Genomic DNA, 15,438 nt, shown 5'->3' on the forward strand with positions numbered 1-15,438 from the left:
TAACCTCTGGGCGTGCACCGTCGATCCGTCCTCGCCGCCCTGGCCGCCTCCGGCGCCCTCACCACCCTCGCCGCCTGCGGTGGGGACGACTCCGCCACCGGCGGGTCCGCGTCCTCGACGTCCGCGACCTCGGGGTCCGGCGACGGGGCGTTCCCCGTCACCATCGAGCACAAGCTCGGCTCCACCACCGTCGACGCGGCCCCGGCGAAGGTCGTCACCGTTGGCTACAACGAGCAGGACTTCGTCCTCGCCCTCGGCGTCACCCCCGTCGGCACCCGCACCCCGATCGGCGACTACGACTCCACGAAGCGCCCCTGGGCCGTGGACCTGCTGCCCTCCGGCGGCATCCCGTCCGTCGGCCAGGCCGAGCTGAACTTCGAGGCGATCGCCGCGCAGGGCCCCGACCTGATCGTCGGCGCGTACTCGTACATGACGCAGGACGACTACGACAAGCTCACCGCGATCGCGCCGACCATCGCCGACGTCGTCCCCGCCGGGCAGGACGCCTCCACCACCGCCGCCGCCAGCTGGCAGGAGGAGCTCGCCGCCATCGGCCGGGCCCTGGGCAAGGAGGACGAGGCGAGCTCGCTCACCGACGACGTCGAGGCGAAGTTCACCGCCGCCGTCGACGCCAACCCCGGCTTCAAGGGCAAGGTCATCAGCGTCGTCCTCTACAACCAGGGGTACTACGCCCTCGACGCCACCGACCCCCGCGGCGCCTTCTTCCTCCAGTTCGGCTTCGACGCCAACCCGGTCAGCGGCTCCCTCAGCGAGGAGCAGGTCGTGCAGCTCGACACCGACGTGCTCGTCGTCCTGGGCCTGGGCAAGGCCGAGTTCGCCCGGAACGCCGCGGCCGCCCAGCTGAAGGTCGTCACCGAGAACCGCACCGTCTACGTCCCGTCCTTCGGCAGCGACTTCGCCGGGGCGCTCGGGTTCTCCAGCCCGCTGTCGCTGCCGTTCGCGATCGACGCGGCCGTCCCCTCCCTGGTCACCGCCACCGACGGCGACCCCGCGACGGTGCCCGCCGACCTCTGACCCGCGCCCCGCCGGGCGCCCCCGGGACCCGTCCCGGGGGCGCCCGGCGCGTCCGGGACGGCGCGCCGCCGCCCGAACGGGTGGTCGTGGTGGTCTCCCACGGCCGTGATCGTCCACAATGGTCCCCGCACGTGCAGCCCAGGGCGTGCCGACGGGAGTGGTGGGGACGACAGACCGGCCAGGAGCCGGGTCCGTTGGAGGGCTGCGTGGACGTGCGCGCTGATGCGGTGGCTGCCGCCGTCAACGACGTCGCACAGGTGCTCGCCGGCCACGGTGAGCCGCTGGACCTGGCGCACCGGCTCGTGGGGCACTGCGCCGAGCTGCTGTCCGCCACGGCCGTCGGGCTGCTCGTCGAGGACGAGCGCCGCGAGCTGCAGCTGCTGGCCGCCACCCCCGGCGAGGTCGGCGTCGTCGAGCTGTTCCAGATCCGTTCCGGCCAGGGGCCCTGCCTGGACGCCTACCGCACCGGGTCCGTCGTCTCCGTCGCCACCGCCGCCGAGCTCGCCGGCCGCTGGCCCGCCTTCGCCCAGCAGGCCACCGCGCACGGCATCGTGGCCGTGCACAGCGTCCCCGTCCACAGCGACGGCCGCACCATCGGGGCGCTCAACCTGTTCCGCGACCACGAGGGCGCCTACTCCCGCGTCGAGTCCGACGTCGCGCACGCCATGGCGTCCTTCGGCGCCGTCGGCATCACCCAGCTCGAGCACGTCGCCGAGGGGGCCCGGGTGCAGGCCCAGCTGCAGGAGGCCCTCGACAGCCGCATCGTGCTGGAACAGGCCAAGGGCGCGCTGGCGCAGCGGTACCGCGTCCACCCCGACGACGCCTTCCAGCGCCTGCGCGCCCGCGCGCGGACCGAGCGCCGCCGGTTGCGCGACGTCGCCCAGGAGGTCGTCGACGAGCTCGCCCAGCCCGCCTGAGCTCAGTCCAGCTCGTCCGGGGAGGACAGCGTCGCCCGCGGCGCCCGCCACCCCCGCAACGTCCCGCCCGTCCGCACCGCCGCGCACACCACCCCACCGGCGAACGCCGCGACCCCCGCGCCGACCCCCAGCAGCGGGCCCACCACGGCCACCGCGGCCCCCAGCATCGCCGGGATCGCGTAGAGCCCGCCGGTGAGGATGCCCGGCACCTTGCGCACCAGCACGTCCCGCAGCGTCCCGCCACCCACCGCGGTCAGCCCGCCCAGCAGGATCGCCTGCCCCGGACCCGCACCGGCGTCCACCGCCAGCTGCGCTCCGGAGACCGCGAACAGCGACAGGCCGACCGTGTCGAAGACGAAGATGGGCCGCGACATCCGGCTCAGCAGCCGGTGCCCCCAGAAGGCGGCCAGCGCCCCCGCCGTCGCCGTCGCGAGGTAGTACCACGTCTGCAACGACGCCGGCGGCAGCTGCCCCAGCAGGACGTCGCGCGCGATGCCGCCGCCCACGGCCGTCACGATCCCCAGCGTGACCACCCCGAACAGGTCCAGGTGCGTCGCCCGCATCGCCGTCAGGGCCCCGTCCAGCGCGAACGCGAACACCCCCAGCAGTTCGAGCAGGAGCAGGAATCCCTGTGCGGTCACCCGGTCGATTCTGCCGTCCGGGGCGCGTGGGCGGCCGTGCTGCCCCGGACGACGACGTGCGACTCCGGGCTCGGCGGCTGCCGGGCGTCCCCGCCGGCCAGGACGGCCTGCACCGCCGCTCCCAGGCGCTGCCCGCGGTGGTGCACGTCCACCGTCATCGCCGACAGCGGCGGCACCGACACCTCGCACGACGGGGAGTCGTCGGCGGACATCAGGCTGACGTCGCCGGGGACCCGCACCCCCCGGGCCGTGAGGTGCTCCAGCGCGGCGACGGCCATGACGTCGTTGTCGAACACCACGGCCGTCGGCGGGTCCACCACGGCCAGGAGCTCGGTGACGGCCCGCACGCCGGCCGCCGCGGTGTAGTCGGCCTCGGCCGTGAGCACCTGCACGCCCAGCCGCACCGCGCCCGCCGCGATCGCGGCGCGCCGTTCGACGGTGTGCACCAGGTGCGCCGGACCGCACACGTGCCCCAGCCGCCGGTGGCCCGTCCCCGCGAGGAACTCCACCGCCCGGACCAGCCGGGTGGCGTCGTCGGCGACCTCGCTCGTGCAGGCCCACGGGGAGTCCAGGTGCGCGGCCAGGACGTGCGGCATCCCCAGGTCGGCCAGGAACTGCGGCCGGACGTCGCCCTGCACCAGGTCGACGACGACGACAGCGCGCACCTCCTCGTCGGCGCTCCACCGCTGGTAGGTCGCCAGCTCGGAGGCCAGGTCGGAAACGACGAGGACCAGGACGCTCCACCCGGCCGGGTGCAGCACCTCCTCCATGCCCTCGACCAGTTCGACGAAGTACGGTTCCACCCCGATCCGGTGCGCCGGGCCGGGGATCACCAGGCCGACCGTCCCGGTGCTCACGGGCGGCCGAACTCGTTCGCCGTGCGCAGCGCCCCCGTGAACGCCCCGGCGTCGACGACCGCCCCGGTGCGCACCAGGAACGTGTGCGACTCCCCGGGCAGCAGCGTCACCAGTCCCTCCCCGACGCGGGCGTCCGGGGTCACCGCGTCGGCCAGCAGCGTCACGTCGCGGGCGAACGACTCCGCCCGCACCCGCACGGCGTACCCGTCGGGCAGGCGGGTCACGCTGACCCGCAACGGGTCCGGGTCCCACGGCAGGTCCTTGTCGGGGGCGTCCAGGTGCACCGCGCGCAACCCGCCGGCGTCCACCACGACGGGTTCGCCGTCGCCGCCGACCAGCGGCAACGGCCACGAGCGCACCGCGCGGGCCGGCACGGACACCTCGAACGCCGTGCGGTCCAGCACCGCACCGGCCGGCGTCGTGCGGCGCACGAGGACGCGGGTGGAGAACTCCTGCGCGGTGTCGTTGACGACGACGACGTGCGGCACCCCCTCGCGCGGCTGCACCGTGAGCACCCGCGGCGCGAACGCCCGGCGCAGCGCGTGGAAGGCCGGCTTGCGCCGGCCGGACCCGTCGACGACCGCCCAGGAGGTCACCGGCCAGCAGTCGTCGAGCTGCCAGTAGATCGACCCCGCCGTCCGCGGCCACCACGACCGGTGGTGCTCCACCGCGCAGGCCACCGCGCGCGCCTGGTTCAGCTGCGCGGCCCACACCCAGTCCTCGAACCCGGACGGCACCCCCGTGTGCGGTTCCATCCCGCGCTCCAGCTTGCCGTTGCCGTCCAGCGCCTTCTGGTGCGCCAGGAAGGCCGGCGACGTCGCCGACCGCTGGTCGGCGGGCAGGAACTCGGCGATCGTGGCCAGCGTGGGCGGCGCCTGGTAGCCGAACTCCGCGCAGAAGCGGGGAACCCGGTCCCGGTAGTGCGGCCAGCCCAGCCGGTTCCACACGTCCCACTCGTGGTTCGTGCCGTGGTCGGGGTCGTTGGGGTGCGTACCCTCCGGGGCGCCGGCGGGGCTCATCGGGCTGCCCGGCTGGTACGGCCGCGTCCCGTCGAGCTCGGCCAGCAGCGCCGGGAACAGGTCGTGGTAGTAGCCGGCGCCCCACGTGGAGGAGCCCAGCTCCTCCTTCCACCCCCAGTCCTCGTGGCCCTGCAGGTTCTCGTTGCCGCCGCTCCAGACCGCCAGCGACGGGTGGTGCACCAGCCGCGTCACGTTCTCGCGGACCTCGGCCTCGAACTCGGTCCGCAACGGGTCCTCCTCGGCGTAGGCGGCGCAGGCCAGCGGGAAGTCCTGCCACACCAGCAGACCACGTTCGTCGCACAGGCGGTAGAAGTCCTCGCTCTCCCACAACCCCCCGCCCCACACCCGCACCAGGTTGCAGTGCGCGTCGACGGCGTCGTCCAGGGCCGCGGCGTACCGGTCGGCGTCCAGCCGGGTCAGCAGGTGGTCGCGCGGGATCCAGTTGACCCCGCGCACGAACACCGGCTGCCCGTTGACCACCACGACGGTGCGGGTGCCGAACTCGTCGGGGGAGTCGTCGATGCGCACGTCGCGGAAACCGGTGCGGAAGCTGCGCTCGTCCAGCAGCCCGCCGCCGGGCGCGCACAACCGGACCGCGACCTCGACCAGCGGCTGCTCGCCGTACCCGCGCGGCCACCACACGGGCGCGTCGGGCACCTCGACCTCCAGGACGGCGCGCGCGGTCGCCGGTTCGAGCACCGCCGCGGCCGTCCCGTGCCCGCCGAGGTCGACGTGCACGGTCAGCGCGGTCGCGGCCTCCAGACCGGAACGCTCGACGTCGACGTGGACCCGCAGCCGGCCCGTGCTCCCGTGCAGGCTCGCCACCGGGCGGACGGTCGCCAGGCGCGCGGTCCGCCAGCGCTGCAGCGTGACGCGCCGCCAGATCCCGGCGGTCTGCAGGTCCGGTCCCCAGTCCCAGCCGAAGCTGCAGGCCATCTTGCGGACGGCGTTGTAGGGGTGCTCGTAGGTGCGGGGGCGGGCGCCGATGTCCTTCTCGACCGATTCGGCGTGCTCGAGGGCGGAGTCGAACCGCACGACGAGGTCGGCCGGGCCCTCGGGGAGGCGCGCCAGCGGGCCGGTCAGGTCGAAGCGGTGGCCGCGGTGCATGTTCACCGTCCGCCCCAGCTCGGTCCCGCCGAGGGTGACGGTGGCGACGGTGTCCAGGCCGTCGAACTGCAGCTCGACGCGTTCACCGGGCCCGGGCGGCCCGGTGTCCAGGCGGGTGCGGTACTCCCAGGCGCTGCGGTGCAGCCAGCGCAGCGCGGCCTCGTTCTCCCCGACGTAGGGGTCGGGGACCAGCCCGGCCGTGAGCAGGTCGGTGTGCACGGTGCCCGGGACCTGCGCCGGGATCCACCCGGCGCGGTCGACCTCCTCCGGGACCTCCCCGGCCGCCGGCCGCAGGGTCCAGCCGTCGTGCAGTGCGCGTACGTCCACTGGTGGTGCGTCCTCTCGTCGTGGCGCGGTCGTTCAGCCGACGGCCGCGGTGGGTGCGCCGTGCTCGACCCAGGCACGCAGGTGGTGGTCGTAGCAGACGCTGTCGTCGATGGCCGAGCGGTCGACGACGGTCTCGGTCGCCACGACCTTGCCGACACGTTCGGGGTCGGGGGCGGCCTGGGCGAGCAGCTTGGTGTAGTCGTGGTGCGGGTCGAGGATCACGGCGTCGGCCGGGCCGCGCTCGACGACGCGACCGCGGTACAGGACGAGGATCTCGTCGGAGAAGTGCCGGGCGGTGGCCAGGTCGTGCGTGATGTAGAGGACCGCGAGGTCCTCCTCGCGCTGCAACCGGGCCAGCAGGTTCAGCACCCCCAGGCGGATCGACACGTCGAGCATCGAGACCGGTTCGTCGGCGATGAGCACCTTCGCGCCCGGGGCCAGCGCACGGGCGATGGCCACGCGCTGGCGCTGACCGCCGGACAGCTCGTGCGGCCGGCGGGCGGCGACCACGTCGGCGGGGGTGAGGTTGACGCGCTCGAGCATCTCCAGGACCCGTCGGTGGGTCTGCTCGGTGCCTCGGGTCCGCTGGTGCAGCAGCAGCGGCCGGGCGATGTGGTGCCCGACGGAGTGGAACGGGTTGAGCGAGGCGAAGGGGTCCTGGAACACCATCTGGACCTGCCGTCGGTACACCGACCCCACGACCGGTGTGCCGTCGGGCAGCCGCACGTCCACGCTGCCCGAGCTCGGCTCCTCCAGCCGGGTGAGGAGCTTGGCGATGGTCGACTTGCCCGACCCGGACTCCCCGACGAGGGCGACCGTGCGGCGGGGGAGCAGGTCGAAGCTGACCCGGTCGACGGCGCGGAAGGGTCTGCGGCGCAGCCCCTGGCGCAGTCCGTAGTCCTTGGTGAGGTCGGTCACCGACACAGTGGTCACGCGGTCTCCTCGGTCAGTTCCCCGTCGAGTTCCCCGTCGAGTTCGCCGGAGCGGATGAACGCGCCGCGGTCGCCGGACAGGCTGGGGAACGAGCCGAGCAGCCGGCGGGTGTAGGGGTGGGCGGCGTCGCGGTAGAGGGTGTCGGCGGTGTCGAGCTCGACGATCTCGCCGTGCCGCATGACGGCGATGCGGTCGCTGATCTCCAGCAGCAGCGGCAGGTCGTGGGTGATGAACACGACGGCGAACCGCATCTCGTCGCGCAGCCGGACGATCTCGCGCAGGATGTCGCGCTGGACGACGACGTCGAGCGCCGTCGTCGGCTCGTCCATGATCATCACCTGGGGTTCCAGGAGCATCGCCATGGCGATCATCACCCGCTGCCGCATGCCGCCGGACAGCTCGTGCGGGTAGGACCGCAGGCGGTTCGCCGCGACCCCGACGCGTTCGAGGACCTCGGCCGACCGGTTCCTGCGGGCCCTCCTGTCCATCCCCGGTGCGTGGGCCCGCAGGGTGTCGTCGAGCTGGGCGCCGATCGTGCGGACGGGGTTGAGGGCGTTCATGGCGCCCTGGAACACCATCGACAGCTTCGACCAGCGGAACCTCCGCAGCTCCTCCTCGTCCAGGCCGAGCACGTCGACGTCCCGGCCGGTGGCGGCGTCGTGCAGGACGACGGTGCCCGAGGCGATCCGGGCCGGCGGCTGGTGCAGCCGGTTGACCGCGTAGGCCAGGGTCGTCTTCCCGCACCCGGACTCGCCGGCCAGGCCCAGGATCTCCCCGCGGTGCAGGTCGAAACCGGCCGACGCGACCGCGGTCACCGGGTCCTCGGTCTCGTACACGACCGTGACGTCGCGGACTTCCAGCACCACCTCGTTCACCGCCGCCCCCTCCTCTCGGCCTTGGCCGTGGCCCGGGTCCGCTTGCGGTGCAGGCGGACGTTCTTCAGCTTCGGGTTGACGATCTCGTCGATCGAGAAGTTCACCAGCGACAGGCCGGTGCCCAGCAGGGCGATGAGCAGACCCGGGGGCAGGAACCACCACCACGCGCCGAGCGCCAGCGCGAACCCGTTCTGGGCGTAGAAGAGCATGGTGCCCAGCGTCGAGGAACCCGACGCGCCCAGGCCCAGGAACGACAGCCCGGCCTCGCCGAGCACCGCGGCGATGACGGCGAAGACGAACTGGGAGGCCAGCACGGGCAGCAGGTTCGGCAGGATCTCCACGACGATGACCCGCCAGGCGCGTTCACCGGACAGCCGCGAGGCCGCGACGTACTCGCGGTTGCGGACCGAGAGCGTCTGGGCCCGCAGCACCCGGGCCGAGGCGGCCCAGCTGGTGAGGGCGAGCACGACCGCGATGGTCCACAGCCCGCGGCTCTCGCGCGGGACGAACCCGGAGATGACGATGACCAGCGGCAGGCCGGGGATGACGAGGAACACGTTGGTCAGCAGGGAGAAGACCTCGTCGGCGGCGCCGCCGAGGTAGGCGCCGTAGATGCCGAAGAAGGCCGACAGCACGGTCGCCAGGATTCCGACGAGGAACCCGATCTGCAGCGATCCGCGGGTGGCGTGGGCGAGCTGGGCCAGGACGTCCTGACCGGTCTGCGTGGTGCCCAGCCACAGGTCGCCCGTGGGGCCGGCCAGCCCCACGTCGCGGATGGTGTCCGGGTCACCCACCAGCAGCGGGCCGATCAGCCCGAACAGGCAGATCCCGACGACCAGGACGAGGCCGACGGCCAGCCACGGGGTCATGGTGGGGACCAGCAGGCGCCAGGCCGGGACGGGTCTCCTCGCCGGCGCCGGGGTGGGGAGCGCCGCCTGGACGGGAACGGTGTTCGTCACGGGTCCTCCTCCTGTCAGCGGGCGCGGGTGCGCGGGTCGATGAGCGTGTAGAGCAGGTCGACGACGAGGTTCGCGCCGAGGACCGCGAGGGTGATGAACAGGAACACGCCCTGCATCAGCGCGTAGTCGTTGTTGGTCACCGCCGCCAGCAGCCGGGAGCCGATCCCCGGGTAGGAGAACACCTGCTCGGTGACCACCGACCCGGACACGACGAACGCCAGCGAGATCGCGAACCCGGCCACCGACGGCAGGACCGCGTTGCGGGCGGCGTAGTCGCGCAGGATCCACCGGTTCGGCAGGCCCTTGGCGCGGGCGGTCGTGACGTAGTCCTCCGACAGCGTGGAGACCATCATGTTGCGCATGCCCAGCAGCCAGCCGCCCACGGAGGCGACGACGATGGTCAGCGCCGGCAGGAAGCCGTAGTAGACCGCCGAGCCGATGAACTCAGCGTTCCAGCCGGGGGACAGGACCACGTCGTAGCCGCCCTGCGCCGGGAACAGGCCCAGGACCCGGGAGAGCAGGTAGACCAGCACCAGCGACAGCCAGAAGTACGGCACCGCCGCCAGCAGCGTGGTCGCCGGGACCATGGAGTCCAGCCAGGTGCCCGGCCGCCACCCGACGAACGCCCCGAGCAGCACCCCGAGGATCGCGGCGATGACGGTGGCCAGGCCGATGAGGACGACCGTCCACGGCATCGACGCCGAGATGACGTCGGTGACGGGGGCGGGGAAGTAGCTGATCGACGTCCCCAGGTCGCCGCGGAGGATGTTGCCCAGGTACGTCCAGTACTGCGAGATCAGGGACGCGTCGGTGTCCCCGCCCAGCAGCGTGGCGTACGCCTCGCGGGTCTCGGGGGTGACGACGGCACCCCGCTGGCTGAGCTTGGCCAGCAGGATGTCGACGGGGTCACCGGGCAGCAGGCGGGGGATGACGAAGTTCAGCGTCAGCGCGGCCCAGAAGGCGATCGCGTAGAAGCCGAGCTTGCGGAGCAGGTAGTCCACGACGTCAGCTCGCGGCCTTGGGCGTGAGGGTCTTGAGGATCTCGGCCGCGTCGAAGTCGGACCACACCGCGGGGAAGGCGTACTGGTCGTCGTCCGTGGGCCAGCCGGAGAACTTCGCCACGTTCCACACGCTGGTGTTGGATCCGGTCATGACCGGGATGTAGGGCATCTGGGTCGCGACGGCGCTCTGGATGACGTCGAACCGGGCCTGGCGGCCGGCGGTGTCCTCCGGGGGCAGCTTCTGCAGCTCGTCCAGGGCGGCGTCGACGGCGGGGTCGGAGAACCGGGAGTAGTTGTTGCCGTTGGCCTTGGTGCCCACCGGAGCGGTCATCCGGCCGTCGTAGAAGTAGCTGTAGAGGTAGAACGGGTCGGGGGCCGGGCCTTGCCACAGCGAGTCGATGGCGAGCTCGAAGTTCCCCTTGAACCGCTTGTCGGTCCACTCGTTCCAGGAGGACTGGGCCGTCTCGACCTGGATGCCGGCGGTCTTCGCCTGGGCGGCGATGGTCTGGATGGCGGTGATGTAGTCGGTCCAGCCCGTGACGACCTCGATGGTCAGCGTGAGCTTCTGCCCGTCCTTGGCGTAGATGCCGTCGGGGCCCTTGACCCAGCCCGCGGCCTCCAGGATCCGGGCGGAGGTCCCCGGGTCGGCGGTGGCGGGGGCGACCTTCGGATCGACCTGCGCGGAGATCGTGTCGGCCTGGGTGCTGGTCAGGGCCATGCTCGGGGAGATCTCCGAGGCGGTGTCCTGGAAGGCCAGCTTGTTCAGCTGGGTGCGGTCGATGGCGTGGAACAGGGCCTGCCGCACGGCGGGGTCGGTCTGCGGCCCCTCGCAGCCCAGGTCGGCGTTCGCGCACGCTCCGAGGACCATCTGGTTCTGGGCGACGGACCCGGTGTCGTAGTTCGGGAAGTTCTTGTTCGTGTTGGCCATGTCGGGGATCGGGCCGGTCTGCCAGTCGATCGTGCCGGCGGCGATGGCGTCGGCCCCGGCCTGGTTGCCCGAGAGGGCGAGGAAGCGGACCTTCGAGACCTCCGGTGCCCCGCCCCAGTACTTCGGGTTGGCGTCCATGGTGAAGGCCTGACCCTTGAACTCGCTGAGGGTGTAGGCGCCCGTCCCGACCGGCTCCTCCAGGACGTCGGCCTCGGGGTCGATGTCCTTCCACAGGTGCTCGGGGACGATGACGATGGTGCTGAGGACGTCCGGCCCGGAGGTGTAGGCGGGTTCGGCCCAGGTGAAGGTGACGTGGGTGTCGTCGACCTTGGTGATGGTGCCGTCGAAACCGGTGCTGTTGAGCGCTTCGTGGTCCAGCAGCATCTGGAAGGTGAAGACGACGTCGTCGGCGGTGAAGGCCTCGCCGTCGGACCAGGTGGCCCCCTCGCGCAGGGTGACGCTGAGCTCGGTCCCGGCGTCGTTCCAGGCGTACTCGGTGCCCAGCAGGGGCTTGAGCTTGGCGTCGGCGGCCGTCTTGTTGATGAAGAACAGCGGCTCGAAGATCAGGCCGGCGCCGCCGATGTCGGAGGGGGAGTAGGGGTTGAAGTTGACCTGGTAGTCGCCGGCCTGGCCGGTGTAGGCGATCAGCGTCGTGCCGTCGCCCCCGCTGTCAGCGCCGGCGGAGCAGCCGGCGGTGAGCAGGAGGGAAGCTGCGGCCCCTGCGGTGAGGAACCGGGTGAGGCGGGTGGTCCGGTGGGACGTGCGACGGGGCATGTGGAGTCCTCGGTCTGCGGCCGCAGCTCGCGGCGGTGCGAGTGCCGGACCGCTCCGCGGCACCCCCATCGGTGAGCGGGTGAACTCGGTCCGTCCTTCGGCAACTTAATTAACTTGATGAAGTCACGTCAAGGGTGCGCTCCCCGGCGCGCGGGCGCACTAGAGTCGGCGAGCAGCCGGGCGGCCGGCTCGTGGCGAGGAGCGGTGATGACGTCCGTCGACGACCCCGGGGTGGTGCGCCGCCCCGCCCGAGGTGGAGCGCGTGAACGGCTGCTCGACGCGCTGCGCGCCTCCGGGCCGGTCAGCCGGGTCGAGCTCGCCGCGCTGACGGGCCTGACCGAGGCGTCGGTCTCGACCACCGTGAAGCGCCTGCTGTCCGAGGGGGTCGTGGCCGAGGTCGGCCGCGCCCCCACGGGCGGCAAACCGCGGACCCTGCTGCAGCTCGACCCCGGCGGACGCACCGCCGTGGGCATCGACCTGGCCACCACCACCGTCACCTACGTCCTGACCAGCCAGACCGGCGGGATCCTGGCCCGGCTGACCCGCCGCTTCGCGCCCACGGCCGACGCCGGCGACCTCGCGGCCCGGCTCGCCGGCGACGTCGACCGCTTGCTGGACGGCAGCGGGTGCTCCCGCGAGACGTGCCTGGGCATCGGGCTGGTCTGGGGCGGCCCCGACGGCGGGCTGCTGCGCCGCACGGGGCGCGAACCCGGGACGGCCGAGGGCGCGCGGGTGGACGGGGAGGAGCTGCGCCGGGCGCTGAGCCGGGCGACCGGCTGGCCCGTGCTGGTCGAGAACGACGCGACCGCGGCCGCCGTCGGGGAGTACTGGGTGGCCCGGGTGGACGCCTCCCGCTCGTTCGCCGCCCTGTACTGCGGCGCCGGGCTCGGGGCGGGCATCGTCCTGGACGGGGTCGCCCTGCGGGGCGCGCGGGGCATGGCCGGGGAGTTCGGGCACGTGTGCGTCGACGTCGACGGCCCGGCGTGCCGGTGCGGGTCGGCCGGCTGCCTCGAGGTCGTCGCGGGCCCGGAGGCCGTCGTCCGCCGCGCGCTGGAAGACCCCCGGGCGCGGGCCGAGGCGTCGCTGCAGGAGTCCTCCCGCCGCGCGCTGACGACCGACTTCGCGGCGATCGCCCGCGCCGCGCGGTCCGGCGGCGACGCCTGCCGGGCGCTGCTCGACCGCTCGGCCCGGTACGTCGCGGTGGCCGCCGAGGGCCTGGTGAACCTGCTCGACCTCGACCTGCTCGTCCTGACCGGACCGGGCTTCGCCGCCGCCCCCGCGATCTACGGCGCGGCGATCACCGACCGGGTGGGCTCGGCGCGCTCGCGCGTGTGGGGGCGCGCGGTCACCGTGACCGTCTCCTCGGCCGCGGCGACCTCCCCGGCCGTCGGGGCGGCCGCGCTGCTGCTGCAGGAACGCCTCACCCGCTGAGCCGGGCCAGCAGGCTGAAGGAGTTCGGCAACCGGCCCCGCCAGGCCGCCGCGTCCACGTCGCCCATCCGCCAGAACGGCTCGGGGTGCTCCTCGAGGACCTCGATCGTCAGACCGGCACCGAGGACGCTCGTCACGACGGCGGCGAACGTGTGCTGGCGCTCGACCGCGCCGAAACCGGGGAAGGAGTCGTTGACGTGCGCGGCGGCGAAGTAGTCCCGGTCGGCGCGGATCCGCGTCGTGTCCTCGTCCCAGGAGTACAGCGGCACCATCGGGTGCGACTCGTGGACGAACAGGTGCCCGCCCGGGCGCAGCACCCGCGCCACCTCCGCCGCCCACCCGCGCAGGTCGGCCACCCACACCAGCGCCCCCTTGCCGGTGTAGACGAGGTCGAACGCGCCGTCCGCGACGGGGAACGGCGGGACGTCGGCCCGGACGTACCGCACCGGGTGGCCGAGCGCGTCGGCGCGGCGCTGCGCCCACGCGACGGCCCGCTCGTCGTAGTCCAGACCGGTCACCGTCGCCGCCCCCGCCCGCACCAGCGCGACGTCGTCGACGCCGTTGCCGCTCATCGGGTGCAGGACGGCGGGGGTGGCCGCCAGGACCGGAGCCAGGACGCGCCGCTCCACGGCGAACAGCTCGGCGGTGCGGGCCTGGGCCAGGAACCGCTCGTGCTCGCGGACGTACTTCCCGGCCGCCTGCGCCCACGCCCGCCGGGTCCGTTCGTGATCGTCCACGCCGACCACCCTGGGACACCCCGTCGCCGGGCGCCAGGGGTTTCCCGGCCGCCCGAGCGCACCACCGGCGGGTCAGACCGTCCAGGCCGCCCGGAACGCCTCGACCGCCGCGCGGCTGTCACCGGACGCGAACGCCTCCATCGCGACGACCCCGTCGTACCCGACGTCCCGCAACGCCCGGGCGAGCGCCGGGTGGTTGATCTCGCCGGTGCCCGGCTCGCACCGCCCCGGGACGTCGGCCACCTGCACCTCACCCAGCCACGGCGCGCACGCGCGGATCAGCTCGACGAGGTTCCCCTCGCCGATCTGCGCGTGGTACAGGTCGAGGTTCACCCGCAGGTGCGGGCTGTCGACCGCCGCCACCAGCGCCCGCACGTCCGCCGCCGCCGCGAACGGCGTCCCCGGGTGGTCCACCGCCCGGTTCAGGTTCTCCAGCACGAACACCACGTCGTGCCGCTCGCCGAGCTCGGCGACCCGGCGCAGCGTCCGCTCGGCGGCCAGCCACATCGGGCCCGTCACCAGCTCCACCGGCCGCACCGGCAGACCCCGGTCGTCCAGGCCGGTGCCGTGCAGGTTCAGCACCGGACGCCCCAGCACCCGAGACGCCGCGATCGACCGCTCGGCGCTCGCCAGGAGCCGGTCGGCGCCGTCGGGGTCGACCAGTTCCCCGTCGACGTAGCCGGACATGGAGGTGAAGGTCGCGCCGGTGGCGGCGAGCTCGTCGAGGTCCTTCGTCCACCAGTGCCAGATCTCCACGCCGAAACCGGCGGCGTGCAGGGTGCGGACGCGCTCGGCGAAGGGCAGGTCGAGGAACACCGTCTCGGCGCACACGGACAGGTTCACCGGACGCGCCCGTCGACGGTCGCGGCGGCGACGCGGGGGTCGACCGGTCCGCCGGAGCGGACGGAGGCGATGCAGGATAAGGCGATCGCCAGGGCCCGGCGCGCGTCGTGGCCCGTGACGGCCGGTTCCCGGCCCTCGCGCACGGCGGCGACGAACTCGGCAAGCTCACCGGCGTAGGCCTCGCCGAACAGTTCGACGTCGCCGCGGGGGGTGTCGGTGTGGCGGCCGGTCGCGTCGGAGACCGCGAGGGCCTGGCGCGGCTGCCCGCCGATCTCGAGGCGGCCGGTGGAGCCGAACACCTCCCCGCGCACGTCGTAGCCGTAGCTGGCGGAGAAGTTCGCCTCGGCGGTGGCGATGGCGCCGTTGTCGAAGCGGACGGTGACGACGGCCGTGTCGAGCAGGCCGGCGTCCTTGAACTCCGGCGCGACGAGCGCGTCGGCGACGGCGTACACCGAGACCGGTTCGGCGCCGGGGTTCAGCCACAGCAGCGTGTCGAAGTCGTGGATGAGGGTGAGCAGGAACACCGCCCAGGCCGGGACCCGGCCGTAGTCGGGCAGGCCGGGGTCGCGGGTCAGGGACCGCAGCAGGTACGGGGTGCCGACGCGGCCGGTGTCGACGGCGGCGCGGGCGGCGGCGAACCCGGGGTCGAAGCGGCGGTTGAAACCGACCTGGAACGCGACGCCCGCGGCGGCGGTGGCGGCGATGCCGCGGTCGACCTCGGCCAGGGACAGCCCGGCGGGTTTCTCGCAGAACACGCCCTTGCCGGCGCGGGCGGCCTGCTCCACGAGGTTGGCGTGGGCCTCGGTGGTGGCCGTGACGACGACGGCGTCGACGCCCGGGTCGGCGAGCAGGTCCGCGACCTCGGCGTACCCGGTGGCGCCGAGCGGGCCGGCCAGGGCGTCCGCCGCGCCGGGGCGGGGGTCGGCGACGGCGACGAGGCGGGCGCCGGGGACGCGGGTGGCGAGGAGGTGGGCGTGCGAGCCGCCGATGCGGCCGGCGCCGATCAGGCCGACTCCGACGGGCTGGACTGCGGACATGCGATCGCCTCTCTACGT

At 73.7% G+C, this 15,438-nt stretch carries 14 protein-coding genes; 3 read left to right on the plus strand and 11 right to left on the minus strand.

Translation table 11 applies throughout. The features are described 5' to 3' along the window. Positions 1-12 precede the first annotated feature (12 nt). Together ACRYRX_RS04570 and ACRYRX_RS04575 are read left to right on the plus strand one after the other, a co-directional pair. Positions 13-1,035, plus strand: a complete 1,023-nt coding sequence (locus tag ACRYRX_RS04570) for an ABC transporter substrate-binding protein (protein ID WP_432510629.1) — start codon at positions 13-15, stop codon at positions 1,033-1,035. Positions 1,036-1,262: 227 nt separating this feature from the next. Next, positions 1,263-1,952 (plus strand): GAF and ANTAR domain-containing protein, encoded by a 690-nt coding sequence (locus ACRYRX_RS04575; RefSeq protein WP_432510630.1) that lies wholly within the window; start codon positions 1,263-1,265, stop codon positions 1,950-1,952. A 2-nt stretch (positions 1,953-1,954) separates the two neighbouring features. Here the strand turns inward: ACRYRX_RS04575 and ACRYRX_RS04580 are convergent, their stop codons facing one another. From ACRYRX_RS04580 to ACRYRX_RS04615, 8 genes are read right to left on the minus strand one after another with little or no spacing between them, the layout of a single operon-like run. After that, positions 1,955-2,593 carry a trimeric intracellular cation channel family protein gene (locus tag ACRYRX_RS04580; protein ID WP_432510631.1) on the minus strand — a complete coding sequence of 213 codons (639 nt, stop codon included), beginning with the start codon at positions 2,591-2,593 and terminating at the stop codon, positions 1,955-1,957. Then, on the minus strand, positions 2,590-3,450 hold the full coding sequence (locus ACRYRX_RS04585) for a LacI family DNA-binding transcriptional regulator (RefSeq protein WP_432510632.1): 861 nt from the start codon (positions 3,448-3,450) through the stop codon (positions 2,590-2,592). The genes ACRYRX_RS04580 and ACRYRX_RS04585 overlap by 4 nt, the downstream gene beginning before the upstream one ends. After that, complete coding sequence (locus ACRYRX_RS04590; protein WP_432510633.1) at positions 3,447-5,903, minus strand: glycoside hydrolase family 2 protein; 2,457 nt, start codon at positions 5,901-5,903, stop codon at positions 3,447-3,449. The genes ACRYRX_RS04585 and ACRYRX_RS04590 overlap by 4 nt, the downstream gene beginning before the upstream one ends. A 33-nt stretch (positions 5,904-5,936) precedes the next feature. Beyond that, positions 5,937-6,836: an ABC transporter ATP-binding protein gene (locus tag ACRYRX_RS04595; RefSeq protein ID WP_432510634.1), complete on the minus strand. Its 900-nt coding sequence runs from the start codon at positions 6,834-6,836 to the stop codon at positions 5,937-5,939. Then, positions 6,833-7,711 carry an ABC transporter ATP-binding protein gene (locus tag ACRYRX_RS04600; RefSeq protein ID WP_432510635.1) on the minus strand — a complete coding sequence of 293 codons (879 nt, stop codon included), beginning with the start codon at positions 7,709-7,711 and terminating at the stop codon, positions 6,833-6,835. Before ACRYRX_RS04600 ends, ACRYRX_RS04595 begins: the two co-directional genes overlap by 4 nt. Next, positions 7,708-8,670 carry an ABC transporter permease gene (locus tag ACRYRX_RS04605; RefSeq protein WP_432510636.1) on the minus strand — a complete coding sequence of 321 codons (963 nt, stop codon included), beginning with the start codon at positions 8,668-8,670 and terminating at the stop codon, positions 7,708-7,710. The genes ACRYRX_RS04600 and ACRYRX_RS04605 overlap by 4 nt, the downstream gene beginning before the upstream one ends. Before the next feature lie 14 nt (positions 8,671-8,684). Beyond that, the gene (locus ACRYRX_RS04610; RefSeq protein ID WP_432510637.1) at positions 8,685-9,671 is read right to left on the minus strand and encodes an ABC transporter permease; all 987 of its coding nucleotides are present in this window, start codon (positions 9,669-9,671) and stop codon (positions 8,685-8,687) included. Positions 9,672-9,675: 4 nt separating this feature from the next. Further along, on the minus strand, positions 9,676-11,373 hold the full coding sequence (locus ACRYRX_RS04615) for an ABC transporter substrate-binding protein (protein WP_432510638.1): 1,698 nt from the start codon (positions 11,371-11,373) through the stop codon (positions 9,676-9,678). A gap of 207 nt (positions 11,374-11,580) precedes the next feature. On the opposite strand from ACRYRX_RS04615, the gene ACRYRX_RS04620 reads away from it, so the two are divergent. Then, complete coding sequence (locus tag ACRYRX_RS04620) at positions 11,581-12,804, plus strand: ROK family transcriptional regulator (RefSeq protein WP_432510639.1); 1,224 nt, start codon at positions 11,581-11,583, stop codon at positions 12,802-12,804. Here ACRYRX_RS04620 and ACRYRX_RS04625 read toward each other — a convergent pair. The 3 genes from ACRYRX_RS04625 to ACRYRX_RS04635 all read right to left on the minus strand — a co-directional run bounded on the left by ACRYRX_RS04625 (position 12,794) and on the right by ACRYRX_RS04635 (position 15,420). Further along, complete coding sequence (locus tag ACRYRX_RS04625; RefSeq protein ID WP_432510640.1) at positions 12,794-13,540, minus strand: class I SAM-dependent methyltransferase; 747 nt, start codon at positions 13,538-13,540, stop codon at positions 12,794-12,796. The two genes, ACRYRX_RS04620 and ACRYRX_RS04625, sit on opposite strands and share 11 nt — an antisense overlap. 72 nt (positions 13,541-13,612) lie before the next feature. Further along, complete coding sequence (locus ACRYRX_RS04630; RefSeq protein WP_432510641.1) at positions 13,613-14,383, minus strand: TIM barrel protein; 771 nt, start codon at positions 14,381-14,383, stop codon at positions 13,613-13,615. Further along, positions 14,380-15,420: a Gfo/Idh/MocA family oxidoreductase gene (locus ACRYRX_RS04635; protein WP_432510643.1), complete on the minus strand. Its 1,041-nt coding sequence runs from the start codon at positions 15,418-15,420 to the stop codon at positions 14,380-14,382. Before ACRYRX_RS04635 ends, ACRYRX_RS04630 begins: the two co-directional genes overlap by 4 nt. Positions 15,421-15,438 lie beyond the last annotated feature (18 nt).

It is taken from the genome of Kineococcus lubricus (assembly GCF_050871965.1).
Classification (GTDB): Bacteria; Actinomycetota; Actinomycetes; order Actinomycetales; family Kineococcaceae; genus Kineococcus.